At 68.6% G+C, this 19,757-nt stretch carries 17 protein-coding genes; 10 read left to right on the forward strand and 7 right to left on the reverse strand.

Features of this window, described 5'->3' with window-relative positions:
- Positions 1-44: 44 nt before the first annotated feature.
- The 6 genes from N1027_RS07370 to N1027_RS07395 all read left to right on the forward strand — a co-directional run bounded on the left by N1027_RS07370 (position 45) and on the right by N1027_RS07395 (position 9,979).
- Positions 45-1,304 carry a sugar ABC transporter substrate-binding protein gene (locus N1027_RS07370; protein WP_259506595.1) on the forward strand — a complete coding sequence of 420 codons (1,260 nt, stop codon included), beginning with the start codon at positions 45-47 and terminating at the stop codon, positions 1,302-1,304.
- A gap of 58 nt (positions 1,305-1,362) precedes the next feature.
- Complete coding sequence (locus N1027_RS07375; RefSeq protein ID WP_259506597.1) at positions 1,363-2,331, forward strand: carbohydrate ABC transporter permease; 969 nt, start codon at positions 1,363-1,365, stop codon at positions 2,329-2,331.
- Positions 2,328-3,146: a carbohydrate ABC transporter permease gene (locus N1027_RS07380; RefSeq protein WP_259506599.1), complete on the forward strand. Its 819-nt coding sequence runs from the start codon at positions 2,328-2,330 to the stop codon at positions 3,144-3,146. Before N1027_RS07375 ends, N1027_RS07380 begins: the two co-directional genes overlap by 4 nt.
- Positions 3,147-3,180: 34 nt before the next feature.
- A complete protein-coding gene (locus N1027_RS07385) occupies positions 3,181-5,085 on the forward strand; it encodes a glycoside hydrolase family 127 protein (RefSeq protein ID WP_259507929.1) in 1,905 nt (634 codons plus the stop codon).
- A 110-nt stretch (positions 5,086-5,195) separates the two neighbouring features.
- Entirely contained in the window at positions 5,196-8,195 is a 3,000-nt protein-coding gene (locus N1027_RS07390) for a LamG-like jellyroll fold domain-containing protein (protein WP_259506601.1), read from the forward strand.
- A 71-nt stretch (positions 8,196-8,266) separates the two neighbouring features.
- Complete coding sequence (locus tag N1027_RS07395) at positions 8,267-9,979, forward strand: amylo-alpha-1,6-glucosidase (RefSeq protein WP_259506603.1); 1,713 nt, start codon at positions 8,267-8,269, stop codon at positions 9,977-9,979.
- A 14-nt stretch (positions 9,980-9,993) separates the two neighbouring features.
- Here N1027_RS07395 and N1027_RS07400 read toward each other — a convergent pair whose 3' ends face one another.
- From N1027_RS07400 to N1027_RS07415, 4 genes are all read right to left on the reverse strand, one after another.
- Positions 9,994-10,449 carry an SRPBCC family protein gene (locus N1027_RS07400; RefSeq protein WP_259506605.1) on the reverse strand — a complete coding sequence of 152 codons (456 nt, stop codon included), beginning with the start codon at positions 10,447-10,449 and terminating at the stop codon, positions 9,994-9,996.
- 76 nt (positions 10,450-10,525) lie between these two features.
- Positions 10,526-10,888 (reverse strand): gamma-glutamylcyclotransferase family protein, encoded by a 363-nt coding sequence (locus N1027_RS07405; protein WP_259506607.1) that lies wholly within the window; start codon positions 10,886-10,888, stop codon positions 10,526-10,528.
- 27 nt (positions 10,889-10,915) lie between these two features.
- Complete coding sequence (locus N1027_RS07410; RefSeq protein ID WP_259506609.1) at positions 10,916-11,320, reverse strand: hypothetical protein; 405 nt, start codon at positions 11,318-11,320, stop codon at positions 10,916-10,918.
- Positions 11,317-12,393, reverse strand: a complete 1,077-nt coding sequence (locus N1027_RS07415) for an EamA family transporter (RefSeq protein WP_259506610.1) — start codon at positions 12,391-12,393, stop codon at positions 11,317-11,319. The genes N1027_RS07410 and N1027_RS07415 overlap by 4 nt, the downstream gene beginning before the upstream one ends.
- A 73-nt stretch (positions 12,394-12,466) precedes the next feature.
- Here N1027_RS07415 and N1027_RS07420 point away from each other — a divergent pair, with 73 nt between their 5' ends.
- Positions 12,467-13,021, forward strand: coding sequence for a CGNR zinc finger domain-containing protein (locus N1027_RS07420; RefSeq protein WP_259506611.1), 555 nt, complete (start codon positions 12,467-12,469; stop codon positions 13,019-13,021).
- 9 nt (positions 13,022-13,030) lie between these two features.
- On the opposite strand, the gene N1027_RS07425 is transcribed toward N1027_RS07420, so the two are convergent.
- On the reverse strand, positions 13,031-13,579 hold the full coding sequence (locus N1027_RS07425; protein WP_259506612.1) for a DUF1697 domain-containing protein: 549 nt from the start codon (positions 13,577-13,579) through the stop codon (positions 13,031-13,033).
- A 27-nt stretch (positions 13,580-13,606) separates the two neighbouring features.
- Between N1027_RS07425 and N1027_RS07430 the strand changes: the two genes are divergently transcribed.
- Entirely contained in the window at positions 13,607-14,305 is a 699-nt protein-coding gene (locus N1027_RS07430) for an MBL fold metallo-hydrolase (RefSeq protein ID WP_259506613.1), read from the forward strand.
- 83 nt (positions 14,306-14,388) lie between these two features.
- On the opposite strand, the gene phoA is transcribed toward N1027_RS07430, so the two are convergent.
- Together phoA and N1027_RS07440 are read right to left on the reverse strand one after the other, a co-directional pair.
- Entirely contained in the window at positions 14,389-16,290 is a 1,902-nt protein-coding gene (gene phoA, locus N1027_RS07435) for an alkaline phosphatase (RefSeq protein WP_259506614.1), read from the reverse strand.
- A 140-nt stretch (positions 16,291-16,430) separates the two neighbouring features.
- Complete coding sequence (locus N1027_RS07440; RefSeq protein ID WP_259506615.1) at positions 16,431-17,144, reverse strand: GNAT family N-acetyltransferase; 714 nt, start codon at positions 17,142-17,144, stop codon at positions 16,431-16,433.
- Between the two features lie 185 nt (positions 17,145-17,329).
- Here N1027_RS07440 and N1027_RS07445 point away from each other — a divergent pair, with 185 nt between their 5' ends.
- Both N1027_RS07445 and N1027_RS07450 read left to right on the forward strand, forming a co-directional pair.
- Complete coding sequence (locus N1027_RS07445; protein WP_259507931.1) at positions 17,330-18,034, forward strand: response regulator transcription factor; 705 nt, start codon at positions 17,330-17,332, stop codon at positions 18,032-18,034.
- The gene (locus N1027_RS07450; protein ID WP_259506616.1) at positions 18,031-19,710 is read left to right on the forward strand and encodes a sensor histidine kinase; all 1,680 of its coding nucleotides are present in this window, start codon (positions 18,031-18,033) and stop codon (positions 19,708-19,710) included. Before N1027_RS07445 ends, N1027_RS07450 begins: the two co-directional genes overlap by 4 nt.
- The last annotated feature ends 47 nt before the right edge of the window (positions 19,711-19,757 follow it).

A 19,757-nucleotide genomic window follows, 5' to 3' on the forward strand; every position in this document is an offset into this window, starting at 1 on the left:
ACCAAGAGGCTCGGAACTCCGGGCACGTTCAAGGAGGAACACACATGATCACCAAGAAGCTCCGAGCGCCGCTCGTCGTCGCGGTCGCGGCGCTGAGCATCGGCGCTCTCGCCGGCTGCTCCGGCTCGGGCAACGCGACGTCCACCGACGCCTCCGGCGGCACCTACACCTGGTGGGACCCGTACCCCCAGCACGAAGAGGGCTCCGATTGGGCGAACCGCGTGCAGGCCTGTGGCACGGACGCCGGCGTCACGATCGAGCGCACGGCCTACGACACCACCGCGCTGACGAACCAGGCGCTGCTGGCCGCGCAGGAGGGCACCTCGCCCGACATCATCCTGCTCGACAACCCCGCCGTCTCCACCCTGGCCGACACCGGGATGCTCTCCACCACCGACGAACTCGGGCTCGACACCTCGAGCATCGACGCCAACCTGCTGGCCGCCGGTGAACTCGACGGCAAGGACTACGGCATCCCGATCGGCGCCAACACCCTGGCCCTCTACTACAACGCCGACATCCTGAAGCAGGCCGGTGTCGACCCCGCGTCGATCACCAGCTGGGCCGCGCTGACCGACGCCCTCGCCAAGGTGACGGCCGCGGGGCACAAGGGCATCACCTTCGCCGGCATCAACACCGAAGAGGGCTCGTTCCAGTTCCTCCCCTGGTTCTGGGGCGCCGGAGCCGACCTCACCAAGCTCGACTCGCCGGAAGCCGTGAAGGCGCTGACGCTGTGGACGGACTGGGTGAAGAAGGGCTACGCGCCGCAGTCGGTGATCACCAACTCGCAGAACACCACCTGGGAGGAGTTCATCACGGGCGACTTCGCGTTCGGCGAGAACGGCACCTGGCAGGTCAACAGTGCCGCCGGGCAGTCCTTCCCGACCGGTGTGATCGAGCTTCCCGCAGAAAACTCCGGCGTGGCTCCGGCTCCGACCGGTGGCGAGTTCATCACCGCTCCGGTGCAGCAGGACACCGCTCGCTACGAGACCACGAAGAAGATCATCGACTGCATGACGACGCCGGAGGGCTTCGTCGAGACGGCCGACACCTTCGCCTACTACATCCCGCCGACCGCCGAAGGCCAGGACCAGCTGCTCCAGGAGCACCCGGAGCTCGAGACCTGGGTCTCGGCCGTGCAGGCCGCGAAGGGACGCACGAGCGACAACCTGGGCACCGACTACCCGCTGATCTCCGAGCAGCTGTGGACGGCCGTGCAGAGCTCGCTCTCCGGTGCAGCGACGCCTCAGGATGCGCTGGCCGCCGCCCAGAAGGCCGCCGCCGCGGCGACCGACGGAAAGTGACACCAGGTTCCGGGGCGGGCATCCCGCCCGCCCCGGAATCGCTGACGAAGGACATGTGATGACGATCTCCACGGCGCCGGCCGCAACGCCGACACGCGCCCCCGCCCCGGGCGCCCCCGCTCCGCAGAAGCGGAGAAGGGGCGGCGCGAGCGGCTCCCGCTGGGTCGCGGCGGCCTTTGCCGCTCCGCTGCTGGTCTACCTGCTCGCGTTCTACGCGTATCCGCTCATCCGGAGCATCGATCTCAGCATCCACGACTACAACGTGCGCGCCTTCGTGCAGGGCAACGCGGAGTTCGTCGGTCTGAAGAACTACATCGACGTCATCTCGTCGCCGCTGTTCGGTCAGGCGATCTGGAACACCGTGGTGTTCGTGGTGGGATCGCTGATCTTCCAGTACGCCATCGGGCTCGCGCTGGCGGTGTTCTTCCGCAACAACTTCCGGTTGAGCGGCATCCTGCGTGCGCTGTTCCTGGTGCCGTGGCTCTTGCCGCTGATCGTCTCGGGGTCGACGTGGGCCTGGATGCTCAACAGCGACAACGGCATCGTCAACTCGGTGCTGCAGACCTTCGGCATCGGTCAGATCAACTGGCTCACCTCGCCCGACACCTCGATGCTCGCCGTCGTGATCGCGAACATCTGGCTCGGCATCCCGTTCAACCTCGTCATCCTCTACTCGGGGCTGCAGAACATCTCCGCCGACGTGTACGAGGCGGCGTCGCTCGACGGTGCCGGCCCGTGGCGTCAGTTCTGGAGCATCACCTTCCCGCTGCTGCGGCCGGTCTCGGCGATCACCCTCTTGCTCGGACTCGTCTACACCCTGAAGGTCGTCGACATCATCTGGATCATGACGAAGGGCGGTCCGGCGAACTCCACCACCACGCTGGCGATCTGGTCGTACCGCGAAGCCTTCGGCACCGGTCAGCCCGATCTCTCACCCGCCGCCGCCGTCGGCAACATCCTCATCGTCATCGCGCTGATCTTCGGATTCATCTATCTGCGGATGCAGCGACGTCAGGAGAACTCATGACCGCCCGCCGGCCCTGGTGGAAGACGGCCCTCGGAATCGTCTTCACCGCCCTCATGCTCTTTCCGGTCTACTGGATGGTGAACGTCTCGTTCACGAAGACCCAAGACCTCCGGCTCAGCCCGCCCCACATCTTCCCGGTCGATGCGACCCTCGACGGCTACACCGAGGTGCTGCAGCAGCAGTTGCCGAACCTCGGCACGAGCCTTCTGATCGGGCTGGGATGCGTGACCCTCACGCTGGTGATCGCCGCTCCGGCCGGGTATGCACTCGCGCTCCTGAACCTCCGGGGCGGCCGCACGCTCAACTTCGTGCTGCTCGTGGCCCAGATGATCCCCGGCGTCGTGATGGCCATGGGCTTCTATGCGATCTACGTGCGACTGGGCCTGCTCAACAGCGTCGGCGGACTGATCCTGGCCGACTCGACCATCGCCGTTCCGTTCGGCGTGCTGCTGTTCACCGCCTTCATGAGCGGTCTGCCGCGCGAACTGCTGCAGGCGGCCCGGATGGACGGCGCCGGCGCCTGGCGCACCTTCACCTCGGTGGTGCTGCCGCTCAGCCGCAACTCGGCGCTGACCGTCGCGCTGTTCGCGTTCCTCTGGGCGTGGTCGGACTTCGTCTTCGCCTCCACGCTCGCCCGCAACTCGGTGCTGAAGCCGGTCACCCTCGGCATCTACTCCTATATCGGCAACAACACGACCCAGTGGAACGCCATCATGGCCACCGCCGTCGTGGCCTCCATCCCGGCGGCGATCCTGCTCATCGTCGCCCAGCGCTACGTCGCCGCCGGTGTCACCGCCGGCGCAGTGAAGGACTGAACACGTGACCCTGCCCGCCACGACCACCTCCACGATGCCCGAGGTGCCCGGCCAGAACGCTGCGCCGGTGACCCCGTCGGCGTCGCCCCACCGCGGCGTCGGCGTGAGCGATGTGACGCTCCGCCCGATCGGCTTCTGGGGCCGGCGCCAGAGCGTCAACGCGGAGGCCACCCTCCAGCACTGCCTGGAGTGGATGGAGCGCCTCGGCTGGATCGAGAACTTCGATCGCGTGGCCCGCGGCGAGACCACCACCGACAGACCCGGATGGCAGTTCTCCGATTCGGAGATCTACAAGCTCCTCGAGGCGATGGCCTGGGAGCTGGGGCGCACGGCCGACGAGTCGCTCGCGGCGACCTTCGACGCTCTGGTGGCACGGGTGGGCGCGGCGCAAGACGCCGACGGCTATCTGAACACCGCTTTCGGGCATCCGGGGCTCCCGCCGCGGTACTCCGACCTGGCGATGGGCCATGAGCTCTACAACATCGGCCACCTGGTGCAGGCCGGCGTGGCCCGGCACCGCACGGGCCACGACGACCAGCTGGTGCAGATCGCGCGGCGCGCGGCCGATCAGCTCTGTGAAGAATTCGGTGCGACCGGCCGCGAGGCAGTCTGCGGTCACCCCGAGATAGAGGTGGCGCTCGTCGAGGCGGGGCGCGCATTCGGCGAGCGTCGCTACCTCGAACAGGCACGCCTGTTCATCGAACGCCGCGGTCGCGGCATCCTCCCGGTGAGGCCGCTCCTGTCGGCGGAGTACTTCCAGGACGACATCCCGGTGCGCGACGCCACCGTCTTGCGCGGCCACGCCGTTCGGGCGCTGTACCTCACAGCGGGCGCCCTCGACGTGGCCCTGGAGACCGGCGACCAGGCTCTCTTCGACGCGGTCACCGGTCAGTGGGAGCGCACGGTCGCCCGTCGCACCTACCTCACCGGAGGCATGGGCTCCCGGCATCAAGACGAAGGGTTCGGTGACGACTTCGAGCTGCCGGCCGATCGCGCCTACTGCGAGACCTGCGCCGGCGTCGGATCGATCATGCTGGCCTGGCGGCTCTACCTCGCCACGGGAGACGTGCGTTATCCGGATCTCATCGAGCGCACCCTCTTCAACGTCGTCGCGACGTCGCCGAGTGCAGACGGCCGGTCGTTCTTCTACGCCAACCCGCTGCACCAGCGGGAAGCCGGCGCAGCCGCGAGCGACGGCGTGAACAACCGCGCCGAAGGCGGTGTGCGCGCGCCCTGGTTCGACGTCTCCTGCTGCCCCACGAACGTTGCGCGCACCCTCGCATCGCTCGGCTCCTACCTGGCTTCGACCGATGACGAGGGGATGACGCTGCTGCAGTATGCGGCGGGCGAGATCCGCGCGGGCGGCTTCGTGCTGGAGGTCGAGACGAGCTATCCCGACGCGGGAACGGTGCGCGTGAGAGTGCTCGACGCGCCGCACGCCGAGGCGCGACTCCGCCTGCGCATCCCCGGCTGGGCCGACGCCGCCACGGTTCGCGTGAACGGCGAGCACCCCTCGACCGTCGCGCCCGGCTGGGCAGACATCCGCCGATCGTTCCGGAGCGGCGACGAGCTGACCCTCGAACTGCCCGTCGCCCCGCGCCTGACCTGGCCCGACCCCCGCATCGACGCCGTGCGCGACACCGTCGCCGTCGAACGCGGGCCGCTCGTTCTCTGCCTGGAGTCGACGGATCTCCCGGACGGCGTCGGCATCGACGACATCCAGCTCCGCTCCGACGCCGTGCTGACCGCTCATCGCGACGGTGCTCTCGCCCAGGGCGAGATCATCGCGGTGCCGGCGAGCACCGGATCGCTTCCTTACCGAGCCGATCGCTCGCACTCGAGCGACCCGCGACCGGTCGCCCTCAGCCTCGTGCCGTATCACCGCTGGGCCGAGCGCGGCCCCGCGACGATGCGCATCTTCCTGCCCGTGACCGGCTGAGAACCGCCGGCTCGGCCCCTGATCGCCCCGCCACACATCCACCACATCATCACGCGAAGGAGCATGACGACATGAGCACCCATTCATCCATGGTGCGAAGGGGACGCGGCTTGAAGGCCACTTCGGTCCTCGCCGCACTCGCAGCCGCGGTGGCGGGCGCGACGATCGGCGCACCCGCCGCTCAAGCCGCACCCACTGCCGCGAACACCGTGGTCGTGCACGCCGACCAGGCGTTCCGGCCCGTCACCCATCTGGCATCCGGCAGCCTCTACGGCATCGCCGATGCCGACTCCCCGTCGAGCGAGCTGATCTCGGCGATCAAACCGCACACCTTCATCCAGATGCCGTTCGGCGGCAAGCAGCAGCCGACGGGGGACATCGGCGACACCTGGAAGGTGGCGGCCGACCACGGCGCGAACGTGGTCATCCGGCTCTCCGACTACTACGCCGGCTGGCCCTACCAGTTCGATTGGGCCACCTGGGACCAGATGGTCACCGACCAGGTGGCGAAGGCCAAGGCGGCCGGCATCACGAACCTGGCCGCGTGGGCGCCCTGGAACGAATCCACCGGAACCTGGAACGCCGCGAAGAACGGGTCGTTCGAAGACTTCTGGGTGCACACCTACCGTCTCATCCGCAGCCTCGACCCCACGACCCCGATCCAGGGGCCGAGCTACTCCGACGACATCTCCGAGGCTCGGCAGTTCTTCACCGTGGCCAAGGCGACCGACACGCTCCCCGACATCCTGGCGTGGCATGAGCTGATCCGGTCGTCGAAGATCGTCGGCGACCTCGCGACCATCAACGGCATCCTGAGCGACCTGGGAATCGACCAGCGGCCGATCTCCATCGAGGAGTACGCCGCGCCTGCCGAGGCCGGCATCCCCGGCTCCCTGGTCGGGTACATCTCGAAGTTCGAGAGGCTCGGCATCCACGATGCCGAACTGCCCTTCTGGAACCAGTCCGGAACGCTCGGCGACCTTCTCACGAAGCGCGACGGCGTGCCGAACGGCGCCTACTGGATGTACACCTGGTACGCCGACATGAGCGGCGACATGGTGAGCACCACTCCTCCCGGCAACACCAACTTCGACGCCACCGCCTCGGTCACGAGCGACAAGAACCAGGTGGAGATCGTCACCGGCGGAAACAGCGGATCGACCGCGGTCACCGTCGACGGGCTCGACCAGCTCCCGGTCGCCGCGAGCGGCGCGGTGAACGTCAAACTCGAGTACACGCCGAGCTACGGGCGCACCGTCGCCGTCGCCGGACCCATCACGGTCTCCAACACCACCTACCAGGTCGGTGCGGACGGCTCGATCAGCGTTCCGATCACGATGAACCCGGCGTACGGATACCACATCGTGGTGACGCCGGCTGGCTCCTCCGACGACCTCAGCGGCGGCTACACCGTCACGAACGTCAACAGCGGACTGGCACTGGACACCGCTGACGCCGCTCCTGCGGCAGGCACCCTGGTGAAGCAGCGCACGGTGGCGGAGAGCGGCACCCAGAACTGGAACCTGGTGGCAGCCGGGTCGGGCCTGTACAAGATCGTGAACGCCACCAGTGGGCTCGTTCTGGCGATGCAGACGGTCGACACGAAGAACAACACGAAGGTGGTCGTCGCCGCGGATGCCGGCACCGACGACCAGCTGTGGCAGCCGATTCCGGATGGCGCAGGGTCGTATCGACTCGGCAACTACGCCACGGGTCGAGTGCTGGCCGTCGACGGTATGAGCAAGGACGACGGTGCACAGGTCGTGCAATGGCTCGACGGCAACCCGTCGTCCAGCTGCACCGCCGCCGGCCCCCGGCAGCCGGGCAAGCTCGGCACCGCGGTGAACTTCTGCGGCACCAACGCCTACGTGGCTCTTCCCACCGGTGCGGTGAGCAGCCTGACGGGTGACTTCTCGGTGTCGGCGTGGGTGAACCCCGCCTCGAACGCCTCGTGGCAGCGGGTGTTCGACATCGGAACCGGCAGCCAGCGCAGCATGTTCCTCACCGTGAACGACGGCTCCAACCTGCGGTTCGTCATCACCAACAACGGCGCGGGCGGTGAGCAGAAACTCATCAGCAACGCGGGAACGCTGCCGCTGAACAAGTGGTCACTGGTCACGGTCTCGGTGTCGGGCACGACGGGCAAGCTCTATGTCGGCAGCCAGCTCGTCGCGACGAACACCGGCATGACCGTGCACCCCTCCGACTTCGGTCAGAGCGCCCAGAACTACCTCGGCAAGTCGCAGTACTCGTCCGACCCGGCTTTCAACGGGTTGGTCGACGACTTCAACATCTACAACCGGGCGCTGACCGCCGACGAGGTGCTGAACCTCTCCACCGGCGTCGCCGGCACCGGCAACGTGGTGAAGTACAGCTTCGACGAGAACACGGGCGCGAGCGTGCCGGACTCCTCCGGCGCCGCTCGCAACGGAACGATCGTGAATGGCACCAGCTCCGGCGACGGCACCAACGCCACCACGACGTCGACGGATGCGCAGACGGCCGACCACTTCTGGAAGCTCACTCCGGTGGTGGTCGAGACGCCCGACACCGAGAAGCCGAAGGCGACCCTGGTGACTCCCACCACCGCCGGTCCGTTCTCATCGCTGGCGCTGCAGGTGGACGCCACTGATGATCGTGGTCTGAAGCGCATCGTGGCGAACATCTACAAAGACGGCACGCTCGTGAAGAGCACGCAGTCCGCGGTCGCCGACGGGGCGCTCACCGGGTCGCATCTGGCCACGGTGACGCTGCCCGACGGCAACTACACCATCAAGTACAACGCCGAAGATCTGGCCGGCAACATCGCGTCGACGGGCACGTTCGCCGTGACGCTCGACGCCACGGCGCCCACCGTCACGGTCAAGACGGGCGACTCGTTCACGGTAGGAGCAGACGGGGTCTACGACCAGGTCAGCTACAAGTTGAACGACGGCGGCCAGATCGACAAGATCACCATCAACGGAGTCGTGAAGGACCTGACGAACAACGCCTGGTCCGACGTCAACTTCATCAAGCCGGGAGTCTTCGGTGCGGTGAAGGGCGCCAACACGCTGGTCGTCTACGACGTGGCCGGAAACACCACGACAGTCCAGTTCTCGCTGAACTGATCACCACATCCCTGCGGCGTCCCGGCTCTCGGCCGGGGCGCCGCAGGGGCACAACCACCAGGAGAAACCCCGTGTCATCACCCTCCGAGTCGTCGTTCGACATCCGCGAGATCCCGTTCAGTCGTCGTGGCTCCTGGCTCGACATCTCGCCGGTGGTGGGGCTGCACACGGTGCGCGAGAACCTGCACCTCGTCTCGCACCAGACCGGCATGCACGCGATCTTCGCCTTCGAACCCGTGCAGAACGGCCTGCCGGTCGAAGCCGTGATCGACGCGACGCCCGCCAGCCTCCGTTGGAGAACGCCGACGGGTGTCATCGAGGCCGTGTTCGAGAACGACAGCACCCTGCGCCTGCGCGGCCGCACCTCGGATCTGCGGATAGCGGATGCGACGCCCGAGTTGACCCCGTTCACGGGCTCCTACCTTTTCCACGACCCGATCGACGGCGCTCTGGTCTTCACGTCGTACGAGACGGGCCGGCGCTATCGGGTCACCTCGCTCACGGGCACTCTCACCGCCACCGGCACCGAACTGCTGGGCGCCGGTGAACGCTCACTCGTCGCGGGCGGCGACGAGTGGGAGCTCGCCGTCGAGGAATACGAGACGGCACGCTCTCCCTACTCTCCGACGCTCGCCTTCGACGACGCGGTCGCGTCGATCGCGGGGGAGTTCGACGAGTACGTGGACCGCATCGCGCCGTGGCGGAGCGAACGCACCCCCGCGGTGTCGGCGGCCTGCTACGTGCTCTGGTCGGCGACCGTCTCACCGCGCGGCTTCCTCGAGCGCGAGTCGATCTTCATGTCGAAGCACTGGATGGACAAGGTGTGGAGCTGGGACCACTGCTTCAACGCGCTGGCCCTCGCGCCCGGTCTGCCGGAGGAGGCCATCGATCAGTTCCGTATCGTGTTCGATTTCCAGGAGCCGGCCGGCGCCCTCCCGGATTCCGTCACGCACTCGGAGGTGCTCTACAACTTCGTGAAGCCGCCCGTTCACGGGTGGGCCTTCGGCAAGATCCGCCGAGCCCTGGAGACCCCGCTCGACGAATCGGTGTTGAGCGAGATCTATGACTCTCTCGTGCGGTGGACCCGCTTCTGGCTCGACAGCCGTCGTGTGCCCGGGCATCCGCTCGCCCACTACCAGCACGGCAACGACAGCGGCTGGGACAACTCCACCACCTTCGACCACGACCGGCTGATCGAAGCCCCCGACCTCGCGGCCTTCCTCGTGGTGCAACTCGACGTGCTGGCCGGCCTCGCGACAGAACTCGGCCGCACGGATGACGTCTCCGAGTGGCAGACGGAGGGCCGGTCGATGCGGGAGGCGCTTCTGGGCCTCTGGGACGGCGACACCTTCGTCGCGCGGGCGGCGACACACGGGCGACCGAGCAAGAAGTCGTCGTTGCTCAACGCCCTGCCGATCGTCGCCGCCCCCCATCTCTCCGAGGAGATCACCGGCCTGCTCGCCGTCAGGATCTCGCAGCACCTCACGGAGTTCGGCCCGGCCACCCAACTCGTCGACAGCGAGGAGTACGAATCGGATGGCTACTGGCGCGGGCCGATCTGGGCGCCGTCGACCGCGATCATCGAAGACGGACTCCGTCGCGCCGGTGAGACCGAATTGGCTGACCTGATCAGTGAGCGGTTCCGCCGCCTCTGCGAACGGTCGGGTTTCGCGGAGAACTTCGACGCTCTGACCGGCGAAGGACTCCGCGACCGCGCTTACACCTGGACGGCGAGCTGCTACCTGACCTTCGCCCGCGAAGCCGAGGAACGCATCCGCTCCTGACCGCGGTCGAGGGGTCAGACGTCGACGTCGCCGCGCCAGGCTCCGGTCGGTGCGCCCTGCGTCTCGATGAACTCCTTGAAGTTGTCGAGGTCCTTCTTCACGGCGTGCTTGCCGACTCCGATCATCGAGCCCGCCTTCTCGAGAAGACCTTCGGGCTCCCAGTCGATCTGCACGGTGACCCGCGAGCTGTCGTCGGTGAGCTTGTGGAAGGTCACGACGCCGGCGTGTTCGGTGTCGCCGCCGACGCTGTGCCACGCCACCCGCTCGTCGGGGTGCTGCTCGGTGATCTCGGCATCGAACTCGCGCTCGGCTCCGGCGATCTTCACCTTCCAATGCGTGTGGGTCTCATCGATCTGCGTGATCGACTCCACCTCGTCGAGGAACCGGGAGAAGGTCTCGAACTGGGTCCACTGGTTGTACGCGGTGCTGACCGGAACGGTGACGTCGATGCTCTCGATGATCTGTGCCATGCGGATGTGCTCCTTAAATTAGCTTGTTTGTCTAGCCAATTCCTCGAAGCGCCGCACGGCACGGCCTTGCCACGGTTTACGCAGGTAGGCCGCCGGCCGCGAACACGTACACCCACGCCTCGTCGCCGGAGTCGAGGGGAACGAGCACGCGTTCGTAGTCGTCGACCTCGTACTCGTCGGCGGCGAGCAGCTCGTCGCTGGTGATCTCGAACACCGTTCCGCTGACGGGGTCGGCGGTGGGGTCGGCCACGAGGAGCGGATGCCGGTCACAGCCGCTCGTGGCGATCACGGCCGGATCGGTGATGGTGAGCCAGTCGAGCCGGTAGCCGACGACCGCGGCGTCGCGCCCCGCGAGCAGGCGCCCGAAGGTGGCGAGCTGCACCTCCGGTTGGCGCAGTGTGCCGTAGGAGAAGAGCAGCACCTCGTTCGCGTCGTTCACCCCTCGACCCTATCGAGCGAGGCGGTGTCAGCCGTAGGTCAGAGAGACGATGACGGGATAGATGAGCGCCCCCAGCACGCTGAGGACGCCGGCTGCACCGAGCGCGAGACCCGCGGAGGCGAAGGCCTTCGAAGATCCGGGTCTGCTGATGGCCACGATGCCGAGGATCACCGCCGCGATGGCCGTCAGCCCCACGAGCACCGACTGTGTGATCGACACCGCTGCGATCGCTCCCACGCCGCCAGAAGAGATGACGGCGGCCTGCACGAACACGAACAGGAATCCGAGCACCGGCCCGATCGCGCCGAGAATCAGCGCCGCGAGCCCGAGCGGGTTGCGGGAGGCCGGGTTCCGCTCCGATGGGGCGGCCATCGGGTGGGGCGGGTAGGGGGACTGGTCGGATGGTCGCTGGCTCGATGGTGTTTGGCTCACGGTTCTCCCCTCGGCGGACGGACTGTCGTTTCCATCCTGTCCTGATCCGGCACCGAACGGGGGTGAACTCGTGCCCGGGCGGATGCGCGACCAGCTGCCGCCGGAGCGGAGCCCTCCCGTTCGAGCTTCACGAAGACCACCCCGGCCACGATCAGCGCCCCGCCCACGCCCTGCAGCAGTGTCGGCACCTCGCCGAGCAGCAACCACGACAGCAGCACCGCGAACAGCACCTCCACCAGCCCCACGAACGACGCCACCCGCGAACCCAGTCGAACGGTGCCCAGGATGCCCGCGAGGTAGGCGAAGGCCGTCGCCACCAGCACCACGACGCCCATCGGCACCAGCCACGACACCTGGCCCACCACCGGCAGCACGACGTCGGCGAACGACATCGTGAACGGCAGCAGCCCGGTCGCCCCCACCACTCCGAGGCCCGCGGCGCCCACCAGCAGCCCGGCGCTCACGAGAGCGACCGGCGGCAGCCCGTTCGACGGCATCGCCGAGATCAGGTAGTAGCCGGCCAGACACACGGCGGCCGCGAGCGCGAACAGCACACCCAGCACGTCGAGCCCACCCGCTCCTGAGGGATTGATGACGAGCGCCAGCCCCGCGATGCTGAGCACCGCGCCCACGATCGTCAGCAGGGCGGGCGGGATGCGCGTGCGAGCCCAGGCGAGCAGCACGAGCAGAATCGGCGCCGAGTACTCGATGAGCAGCGCGATGCCCACCGGCATCCGGCCGATCGCGGCGAAGTAGAACACCTGCGCCCCGATCACGGCGATGAAGCCGTAAGCGAGCACGAGTTTCCACGAGGCGGCGAGCAGTCGGAACCGCCCGCGCAAGGCGAGCAGAGCGGGGATCAGCAGCACCAGTCCGCCCGCACCCGCGCGCACGGCGACGGCCGCCACGGGCGACCAGCCCGCATCGAGCAGCGGCTTCACGAACGGACCGCTGGTGCCGAACGCGGCCGCCGCAGCGATGGCGAACACGAGCCCGGATGCGCGGTGCGAGACGCCCGGCACCACCGCGCCGCGTGTGGCGCGGGGTGTGCGCGAGGGGGCGGTGGAGCTCATCGGGCATCCTTCGTGTCAGGAGTGAATGCGGTTACGCTAGTGACACTACCGATCACCGTTGTCAGGAGTCAACATGCTTTTTGCCTATGACACCGAGGCGACCCTCGCTTTCGCGGCCGCCCTCGTGAACACCGTCGAGGGCGCATCGAACTCCCGCCACGACGAGCTCGCCGACATCGAGGCGCTAGAGCAGCTGCTCGACGAGAACGAGTACTCCGGCCGGCGCGACCGCGACGATGCCGAACTCCAGGAGGTGCGCGCCCTGCGGGCCGAGTTCCGGCGCTTCTGGGAGGTCGACCGTGACACCGCAGTCGGGCTCGTCAACACCATCCTGAGCGACTCGAACGCTCTTCCGCAGCTCGCGCGGCACGGCGACTGGGACTGGCACCTGCACGCTACCGCTCCCGACGCCCCGCTGGCCACCCGGATGCGCGTGGAGGTGGCCATGGCATTCATCGACGTCATCCGCACCGATGAATTCGACCGCCTGCGCGAGTGCGCCGCCGACGATTGCGCCGCCGTGCTCGTCGACCTCTCGCGCAACCGCTCGAAGCGCTACTGCGACGTGGGAAACTGCGGTAACCGCATGAACGTGATCGCGTACCGGAAGCGGCTGGCCGCCGACTAGGACGGGCGCTCAGAGCAGCTTGCGCAGCGTGCGGAGGTTGCGGGTGGTGGTGGCCGACTTGAATCTCGGCTTGGCCAGGTACTTGGCCAGCGCCGTGTCGAGGCTGTGGCCCTTCGGCACCTCCCAGTACACGACGCGGTCGTCGCGCAGCTCCGCGCGTTCAGCGGGATCGGTTGCCGGGTCGAGCTGCTCGACGAACGCTCCGATCTCGGCCGTCACCGCCGGGTCGGAGGAGAACACGACATACGGCTGCATCCCGTCGACCTCTTCATAGGGGAAGCCGTCGACGATTCCGGTGAGCTCCGCGCGGTCGACGAGCACGATCCACGCCTCGTAGCCGAAACGCTCCCGGAGCCCCTTCTCGATCGTCGTCTTCAGGGTCGCGGCCGCGTCGGGGTCGCTCCCCGGCGCATCCGTCTCGAACAGCACGTTGCCCGAAGCGAGCACCGTGGTGACGGCGTCGAACCCCAACGACCGGAACAGGGCGGCGAGGTCGGCGCTCTTGACCGTGATTCCGCCGACGTTCACACCGCGGAGGAGGGCTGCGAAGCGGGTCATGAGGCAACGCTACGCGACCGTGCTTCAATGAAGTTGAGACTAGGGGGAACCGTGCGCCGCATCACCGATCGCTGTTTCCAGCTCGACCACTCGAAGGGGTCGAACGGCTACGTCGTCGTCGGCGAGGGCCGGGCCGCGGTGATCGACCCCGGACTCGCCTCCGGGGTCGCCCACCTCGTGACCGAATTGCGCGACGCGGAGTCGCAGACAGGTCCGATCACCGACATCGTTCTCACCCACTACGACCCCGACCACGCCGGCGCGGCCGCCCGGCTGCAGCAGGAGCTCGACGTGCCGGTGTGGATGGGCGCTGCCGACGCGGACATCCTGAGCGGCGAGAAGGAGGCGCCGTCGGGGGTGCGCCGCTTCCTGAACGCGATGGCGCGGGTGAGGAACCCGGCAGAGGTGCGTCAGTTCCGCGAGCCGGCAGGAGATCCGCATCACGAGAGCGAGGTCTTCCCGGGCCTCGCCGTCATCCCGACGCCGGGGCACACGCCCGGGCACGTGGCGCTGCAATGGGGCCCGGTGCTGTTCGTGGGCGACGCCGTGACCGTGTCGAAGGAGGGCGTGCTGCGGCAGTTCTCCCGGGGGCCGTTGATCAGCGACAAGGCTGTCGCGGTGGCGAGCGAGGCCGTGCTGAACGAGCGGATCGAGTCGACGGGCATCGAATGGATCTGCGCCGGCCACAACCCACCGACACGGGTGGCCTCCGCAGCCCTCGACTAGCTCCGACACGGCGAATCGCCAGATTCCGCCGCTATCCGGATGTCGGAAGTGGCAGAATCTGGCGATTCGGTGACGGAGTCGGTCTAGGCGTGACGTCGACGGCGCTGGAGCACCAGCACCACGCCGGCCGCCAGCAGGAGGCCGCCGAACACGAGGAACGGTGCAACGACGGCGCCCGTGTTGCCGAGCACGCCCGACGCCGAGGCGGTGCCCGAGCCGCTCGCTCCCGAACCGTCGCCCGCCGCGCCCCCGGGGGTGGTGGGGGGAGTTGCAGGACCGCCCGCGGCGGCCACCGTGAACTCCACCACGACCGCCTTGGCGCTCTGCCGTCCGGTCAGCGTCACGGTGTGCACACCCGGCTCGGTCGGCGCCGCGAAGGTGTAGTCGGCGGTGCCGTCGATGACGTCCCGCGAGCCGAGATCGGTGGGCGTCGACGCGACGACCGCGGCCAGCTGGCGGTCACCCTGGAACCCGGATGCCGACACGGTCAGCTCAGCGCCCGGTTCCACCGTGGTCGACGACAGCGACGCCGTGGCGCCCGAGCTGAGCGACGCGGTGTCGCGGTTCAGCTCGAGAGCACTGGCCATGGTGAAGAAGTTGTCGGTCTGATCGGTGAGACCGACGACCTGGGCGCCGCCGGGGCCGTAGGCCGCGATGCGCAGCTGGGAGCCCGTGTGCTGCTGCGATCCGCCGGCCGCCGCGGTGCCGTACGCCACCTTCATGACGGTTCCGTCGGCCGTGGTGAGCGCGGTGCTGAGGCCCGCCGGCGGGGTCGAGTCGACGATCTGGCTGGTGTGCGCGTGATCCGCGGTGACGATGACGAGGGTGTTGCCGTCGGTCTTCGCGAACTCGAGAGCGGCCTGCACGGCCTCGTCGAGGTCGATCGTCTCGCCGATCTGGCCGCAGGCGTTCGCGGCGTGGTCCTGTTTGTCGATCGAGGCGCCCTCGACCTGCAAGAAGAAGCCCTTGTCGCCGTTGTCGTCGGTGTCGAGCAGGCTGATGGCCTTCGAGGTGAGCGACTTCAGCGAGAGGTCGGTGCCGAGGCGGTCGGGGTTCGGCTGGCAGGTGACGGGTGCGCCGTCGGCCCCGCCCACGGTCGCGGTGGTCGCGGCGTAGCGGGTGGGGAAGTTGCCGGGCGTGAACAGGCCGAGCACGGGTGACGTCTGGTCGGCCGTCGTCACCCCGGCGAGACCCGCTGCGTCGTCGATTAGCTGGTAGCCGCGGTCCTCGGCCTGCGCGAAGAGCGTCTCGCCGTTCCACTCGCCGGCCTTCGCGGTCTGCCCGAAGCTCGTCGAGCCGCCGCCGAGGGTCAGGTCGGCGCGGGTGTCGAGCAGCTGCTCGCTGATCGAGCCGAGGCCGCCGGCGGCCAGGGCGTCGTCTCCGCAGGTGGCGCTGTCGGGACCGTAGCAGCTGCGGGCGTCGACGTGAGCCACCTCGACCGCGGGAGTCGCATCCTGGATCTCGGCGGTGGAGACGTTTCCGGTCTTCAGGCCGTTCGCCTTCGCGATCTCGATCAGGGTGTCCTGAGGGTTGCCGTCGATGTCGACCGAGATGGCGTTGTCGAAGGTCTTCGTGCCGGTCGACCAGGCAGAGCCGGTGGCGGCCGAGTCGGGCACGTAGTCGGGCTTGCCCTTGTTCGCGCCGTCGCGGTAGACGGAGTAGGTGGTGTACTGGCCGGTCAGCGGGAGGGCGTCGATGCCCGGGAGCTCGCCGGCCGCTCCGTACTCGTAGTTGCGGGCGACGGTGATCTCCGAGTCGCCCATGCCGTCGCCGATCAGCAGGATCACGTTCTTGGCCGGGCCGTCGACGATCGAGGCGCGCAGGGCGGCCGACTTGTCGCCATCGTTGCGGGTCGCTCCGCCGTTGTCGCTGACATCGGCGAACGCGGCCGCCGGAATGCTGATGCTCGCGGCGGTGAGAAGGGCCGCCGACGCGAGGATCAGCGTGCGTCGCCGCCCCCCGCGATTGTGTGTGCTGAACGCCATCGTGTGCTCCGTCTGAGTCGTAGAGGCATCCACCCCGGATGCCGTCGCTCCAGCACACCGACCCGGGGCGGCGTCCGGTTGAACGGCGCACGACGCGACGGTGAACCGATCGTGGCGACTCCACGCCCCCTGGCCGGGGGTCAGTGACTCAAGACGGTGGATGCGCGGGGAGCGACCTCGACGCCGGCGGGGCGCATCAGCACGATGTCGTGACCTTCTGAGCGCACGTCCACGAAGCCGAGGCGCCGGGCCAGCGCGAGTGAAGCATGATTTCGCGCGTGGGTCACCGCAGTCACCCAGCGCGCGCATACGACGTCGTAGGCGAAGCCGAGCAGTGCCTCGGTCGCCTCGGTGGCGTACCCGTGGCCGCCGGCGGCCGGATGAAGCACCCAACCGATCTCGACCGAGCGCGAGGGCGCCTCCACGGTGCGGAGGTGCAGCGACACGTCTCCGATCAGCCGGCCGTCCTTCTCGACGGCCAGGGCGAGGAAGTCGTTCGCCTGCCAGAGCCGGGTGTGCCGCGTGCGGTCGCGCAAGTGGCGCGCCGAGCTGCGGGCGTCGCGCTCGGGCCAGGGAAGGAACTCCCGCACCTCCGGCTGCGACTGCAGGTCGAACCAGTCGACGGCATCCGACATCCGGTGCGGCCGGAGCAGCAGACGGGCGGTGCGGATGCTCGGCGCGTCGAACGGCGTCTCGGTGCGTCGCCCGCGCGTCAGACGGGGGCGACGGATGCCGGCCGAGGCCAGTCGGTCGCGGGCTCGTCGCAGCACGGGTGGCCGGCCGTCGGAGGCGGCCAGCTCGTGGCGCACAGGGGCCCACCGGGTCGGGTGGTCGAGGGCTCTCGGGTGAGTCATGCGGCGACCGTACGCCGGGCGAACAGGTGCGCCGTATGGAAACATTTGAGGTCTCTATGAATCGGGATCGATCCGTGGAGTTCCGGGTGGGCGGGGGTGACCATGGAATCGTGGCGAACTCTCCGATCTCTGACGAACTCGTCACTTCGGGGCGCCGCCGAGCCGTGCTGGCGAAGCTGCCGCGCATGTACCGGGCCGACGGATCGGCCATCCGCGTGCTGCTCGTCGACGACGAAGTGGTGCTCACAAGCCTCGTCAGCCTCGCGCTCGCCTACGAAGGCTGGGTGGTCGACGTCGCCCATGACGGCGCGACCGCACTGCACAAATACCGCGAGGAACGGCCGGACGTCGTGGTGCTCGACATCATGCTGCCCGACACCGACGGCATCCGGCTGCTACGGCAGTTGCGCGAGGTGGAGCAGAGCTCGCCCACTCTCTTCTTGACGGCGCGCGATTCGGTCGACGACCGGATTAGCGGACTGACCGCGGGTGGCGACGACTACATGACCAAACCGTTCAGTCTCGAGGAGCTGGTGGCACGGCTGCGCGGGCTTCTGCGCCGGTCGATCCCGACGAGTTCCGACGAGGATTCGCGGATCGTGGTGGGCGACCTGCTGCTCGACGAGACGAGCTACGAAGTCAACCGCGGCGGCGACGCGATCGCGCTCACGACGACCGAATTCGAGCTGCTGCGGTACCTGATGCGCAATCCCCGTCGCGTGCTCTCGCGGGCGCAGATCCTCGACCGCGTGTGGAACTACGACTTCGCCGGCAAGGCCTCCATCGTCGACCTCTACGTGTCGTACCTCCGCAAGAAGATCGACGTCGGGCGCCCGTCGATGATCCACACGGTGCGCGGGGTCGGCTACGTGCTGAGGCCCGCAGAATGAGCGTCGCCGGCACCGGCTCCCGCTCTCGCGCGAGCCGGCCGTGGACCCTGCGCTCCCGCCTCGTCGTCGGGGTCACCGGAATCGTCGCGGGGGTGCTCGTCGCGATCGGCATCGCGAGCATCCTCGTGCTGAATTCGACCGTCACCCGGGTCGTCGACACGCAGCTGACCGGGTCGATGTCATCGTTCAGCTTCTCGGTCGAGAAATATCGCTACGGCAATTTCCAGAGCCCTGACGGGCTGCGGCAGATCGAGGCACATCCTGAGAAGCCGTTCACCGAGTACACGGGCAGCGGGCCCGGCTCGGTGATCGCGTTGATCGACGGCGGAACGGTCGTCGACTCGGCCCGGTTCACGGATGGCGATGCCACGGCGCTGCCACCCGTCGTTCTCGAGCAGCTCACCTCGCAGGGACTGTCCCCCGGCGCCCGCGAGACCATGACGCTCGACGGTCTCGGCGGCTATCGCATCGCCACGGAGGCAGACAGCCGGGGCGCGTTGCTCGTGACCGGCGTCTCGATGGCGACGGCCGACGCCGCGGCGGCGCAGCAGACGATCACGATGGTGGTGCTCGCTCTCATCGCGATCGTCATCATCGGTGTCGGCGTGATCGTGGTCGTGCGGCTCGCACTGCGGCCCCTCGAGCGGGTCGCCGCCACGGCCGTCGACGTCGCTGCCATGCCCCTCGACCGCGGCGAGGTCGAGATCACCACGCGGGTTCGGGATGCCGACACCGACCCGCGCACGGAGGTCGGTCAGGTGGGCGAGGCGCTGAATCACCTACTGGTGCACGTCGACGACGCACTCGCGGTGCGCGCGGCGACCGACAAACGGATGCGCCGCTTCGTCACCGACGCGAGCCACGAACTGCGCACCCCGCTCGCGGCGATCCAGGGCTACGCGGAGTTGACGCGGCAGCAGAGCGCAGAGCTGCCCGAGATGACGGAGTACGCGCTCGCCCGCATCGAGTCGGAAGCGCAGCGGATGAACTCGCTCGTGAGCGACCTGCTGCTGCTGGCGCGGCTCGACGAGGGGCAGGATCTGCACCTCGACGAGATCGACCTGGGCGAGATCGTGGTGAACGCGGTGAGCGACGCGAAGGCGTCGGCCCCCGGGCATCGGTGGACGGTGGACGTTCCGGATGCACCGGCCCTCGTACTCGCCGACCGCGAGCGAATGCACCAGCTCGTGCTGAACCTGCTGTCGAACGCGGCGGTGCACACGCCGGAGGGCACGGCGGTGACGGCGCGGGTGGCGTTCGTCGGGGCCGCCGACGGCGGCGCTTCTGGTTCTGCCACCGCGTCTGCGTCCGCGTCCGCGTCGGCGTCGGCGTCCGCGTCCGTGGACGACGTCGTGGTGGAGCTGCAAGTGGCCGACGACGGCCCCGGAATCGCGCCTGAACTCGTGCCCGAACTCTTCGAGCGGTTCGCCCGAGGCGACTCCTCCCGCTCTCGTCGCGCGGGCAGCACGGGCCTGGGGCTCGCGATCGTGGCGTCGATCGTCGAGGCGCACGCGGGCTCGATCGCGGTAGCTTCCACCCCCGCCGGCACCACGTTCACGGTGCGCCTGGCCCGAGCGGCATCCCGCGCACCCGCTCCGCCCCCCGCGCCCGGGGCTCCCGGGCCGGCCATGCCGCCCGCGTCAGACATCGCCCCCACCGAGGCCACGCGCGTCTGATCGGCCCGTTCGCCGTTTCGGGAGGAGGAGCGTAGAACGACCCCCTC

This window comes from Herbiconiux aconitum (assembly GCF_024979235.1).
In the GTDB taxonomy this organism is placed as follows: domain Bacteria; phylum Actinomycetota; class Actinomycetes; order Actinomycetales; family Microbacteriaceae; genus Herbiconiux; species Herbiconiux aconitum.

Bases quoted from the DNA above. Each gene is read 5' to 3' on its own strand.
- N1027_RS07370 (WP_259506595.1), top strand. From the start codon at position 45: ATGATCACCAAGAAGCTCCGAGCGCCGCTCGTCGTCGCGGTCGCGGCG.
- N1027_RS07375 (WP_259506597.1), top strand. From the start codon at position 1,363: ATGACGATCTCCACGGCGCCGGCCGCAACGCCGACACGCGCCCCCGCC.
- N1027_RS07380 (WP_259506599.1), top strand. From the start codon at position 2,328: ATGACCGCCCGCCGGCCCTGGTGGAAGACGGCCCTCGGAATCGTCTTC.
- N1027_RS07385 (WP_259507929.1), top strand. From the start codon at position 3,181: ATGCCCGAGGTGCCCGGCCAGAACGCTGCGCCGGTGACCCCGTCGGCG.
- N1027_RS07400 (WP_259506605.1), bottom strand. From the start codon at position 10,449: ATGGCACAGATCATCGAGAGCATCGACGTCACCGTTCCGGTCAGCACC.
- N1027_RS07415 (WP_259506610.1), bottom strand. From the start codon at position 12,393: ATGAGCTCCACCGCCCCCTCGCGCACACCCCGCGCCACACGCGGCGCG.
- N1027_RS07420 (WP_259506611.1), top strand. From the start codon at position 12,467: ATGCTTTTTGCCTATGACACCGAGGCGACCCTCGCTTTCGCGGCCGCC.
- N1027_RS07425 (WP_259506612.1), bottom strand. From the start codon at position 13,579: ATGACCCGCTTCGCAGCCCTCCTCCGCGGTGTGAACGTCGGCGGAATC.
- N1027_RS07430 (WP_259506613.1), top strand. From the start codon at position 13,607: ATGAAGTTGAGACTAGGGGGAACCGTGCGCCGCATCACCGATCGCTGT.
- phoA (WP_259506614.1), bottom strand. From the start codon at position 16,290: ATGGCGTTCAGCACACACAATCGCGGGGGGCGGCGACGCACGCTGATC.
- N1027_RS07440 (WP_259506615.1), bottom strand. From the start codon at position 17,144: ATGACTCACCCGAGAGCCCTCGACCACCCGACCCGGTGGGCCCCTGTG.
- N1027_RS07445 (WP_259507931.1), top strand. From the start codon at position 17,330: ATGTACCGGGCCGACGGATCGGCCATCCGCGTGCTGCTCGTCGACGAC.
- N1027_RS07450 (WP_259506616.1), top strand. From the start codon at position 18,031: ATGAGCGTCGCCGGCACCGGCTCCCGCTCTCGCGCGAGCCGGCCGTGG.